Here is a 2,111-nt window from a genome sequence, read left to right on the forward strand (position 1 = left end):
CCCTGAGGGGCTTCTTGCGCTCGCGATGCTCGAATAGCGCAAGCTCGACGCATCTAACTTGCTTGGGCCGACCGTCAACCTCGCCCTCAGCCGCGAAAATTGCGTTTCCACACGCCCTCGGCCGGTTGCTGCCTGATGGCGTTTAAGGCTGGATCACGTTGCCGCCGAGGATCTGCATCAAGGTCTTCGCGTTTCGCTGCCCCTGGTCTTCCCAATTATTGTTCAGTATCGCGTCGACGCGGGCGGCGATCGCGGCAAGCCGATTGATGTGGTCCGCGAGCTCGGCCAGACCGGGCGTCTGTGGGTTTACGTTCGCGATGACCGGCCTGCTGCCTAACAGGAAGCGCCAGCGGTCTGGTTTGCCTACACGCCCGACCGGCGCGGCGAGCATCCGCAGCAGCATCTGGCCAACTTCACCGGAGTGCTACAGGCGAACGCGTTCGCCGGTTACGCCGAGTTGTATCGCGGCGAGCGCATCGTCGAAGCCGCCTACATGGCGCACGCGCGGCGAAAAATCCATGATCTGCACGCGGTGCGGCCCAACGCCGTGACGGAAGAAGCGTTGCGCCGCATCGGGGCGCTCTACAAGATCGAAGAGCAGGTCCGCGGCAAGCCGCCAGACGAGCGCCGGCGTGTGCGCCAGGTGCAGGCCTTGCCGCTGCTCGACGACATGAAGCGGTGGTTCGACGCGACGGTTACCCCGCATCGTCAAGACGGCATTGATCGCGCGCTTACACAAAAACTGCGAGAAGCGGAAGTGAGGGCGCCACATAAGACCTTCGTTGACGAGTCCCGTAACTGAAGGCACACTCGACACTATGAAAGTGCTCACGTCCTTCTCGATTGCGAGTCGCCATCATGCGCATGCCCATTTGGGACTGCCGCCGGGGACGTGCATGCGCTAAAAATTTGTAGCAATGTGCGGTACGAAGCCCCGCCGGCAACGACGGGGCTTTTTAACATGAAAGATCCGATGAGCATCGACTGGTCAACAATGCCGGCCCCTATGGACGACGGCAGAGCAAGGCATCTGACGGGACGGCGCTTGCCTGGCATTGCGTTGAGCTCGACTGACGGAAACACAGTAGATCTGAGCCGTCTCGCAGGCCGCGCTGTTATCTACGCGTATCCTCGAAAAAAGCTTCCGGATGAGCCCCCGCCCGATGGATGGTTAATGATCCCAGGTGCTCCGGGATGTACGCCTCAGTCGTGTGCCTTCCGCGATCATGCGGCGGAAATCAAGGCAGCAGGCGCGAGCTATATTTTTGGACTTTCAACGCAAGATACGCCCTATCAAAGAGGCGCTGCTGAGCGTCTGCGGCTCCCGTATCCGCTACTGTCAGACGATCGACTCTCGCTGACGAATGCCCTTTCCCTACCGACCTTCACAAGTGCAGGCATGACACTCTTGAAGCGCTTGACGATGGTCGTTAACGACGGCGTGATTGAACGCGTTTTCTATCCAGTATTTCCGCCTGACCGGAATGCCGTTGAAGTGCTCGCATGGCTGGAGAGAAGATGCCGTAAATGAGCGTCCAGGCTCGAACCAGCCGCGGCTTGCGCTGATCGACGTCAGCCGCGGTTACGGCTTTAGCACGAACGATTGTGGGCGATCGGCGCCGTGAAGTCGAGCGACCGGTTATGGCCGATCGCGGGGCGCCGGCGAGCGCACCCAACCGAGCCTGAAGTGCCGTTCGGGTATCGCAGAAGCGGACGCTCCTAAGCCTCAATCAGCGTCGTCATGCAGTCAACTGGCAAGACGCATGAAACTCAGAGTGTCGAGAATTCGTAGTCTCGTTCAACGCGGCAAATACGGGTTTTGTACGACTCGTACCATTTTTCCCGCCCGGCCTGTTGTGCCATGAGATGCATCGGATCCTGCTTCCATGCGGCGATGGATTCGAGGCTGTCCCAATAGGAAACCGTAATTCCCAAGTCCTCCCGCGCAGACTCGACGCCCAGAAATCCCGGCTGTTTTGCGGCCTCTTCGTAAGCAGTCGAACAGTACCGTCGCGGATGACGTTGACGCGCGAGAGGATCGGCTGCTAGCGAATAGGATCGATGTGTGAGGCGGCGGGCAGCAGAGGGGCGACTTTCCAGGGTAGCAGTTC

General features: G+C 59.9%; 3 protein-coding genes and 1 pseudogene. 2 read left to right on the top strand and 2 right to left on the bottom strand.

The annotated features are described in order from the left end of the window. Window positions 1-142: 142 nt before the first annotated feature. The gene (locus LJ656_RS34780) at window positions 143-403 is read right to left on the bottom strand and encodes a hypothetical protein (RefSeq protein WP_230513948.1); all 261 of its coding nucleotides are present in this window, start codon (window positions 401-403) and stop codon (window positions 143-145) included. Between LJ656_RS34780 and LJ656_RS34785 the strand changes: the two are divergent. Together LJ656_RS34785 and LJ656_RS34790 are read left to right on the top strand one after the other, a co-directional pair. Further along, window positions 287-697 (top strand): annotated as a pseudogene (locus tag LJ656_RS34785) (IS66 family transposase); the annotation flags it as partial. The gene LJ656_RS34780 and the pseudogene LJ656_RS34785 overlap by 117 nt on opposite strands. Before the next feature lie 264 nt (window positions 698-961). Further along, on the top strand, window positions 962-1,531 hold the full coding sequence (locus LJ656_RS34790) for a peroxiredoxin (protein WP_230513946.1): 570 nt from the start codon (window positions 962-964) through the stop codon (window positions 1,529-1,531). 239 nt (window positions 1,532-1,770) lie between these two features. On the opposite strand, the gene LJ656_RS34795 is transcribed toward LJ656_RS34790, so the two are convergent. Beyond that, window positions 1,771-2,100: an antibiotic biosynthesis monooxygenase family protein gene (locus LJ656_RS34795; RefSeq protein ID WP_230513947.1), complete on the bottom strand. Its 330-nt coding sequence runs from the start codon at window positions 2,098-2,100 to the stop codon at window positions 1,771-1,773. Window positions 2,101-2,111: the final 11 nt, after the last annotated feature.

It is taken from the genome of Paraburkholderia sejongensis, from assembly GCF_020880815.1.
GTDB classification, from domain to species: domain Bacteria; phylum Pseudomonadota; class Gammaproteobacteria; order Burkholderiales; family Burkholderiaceae; genus Paraburkholderia; species Paraburkholderia sejongensis.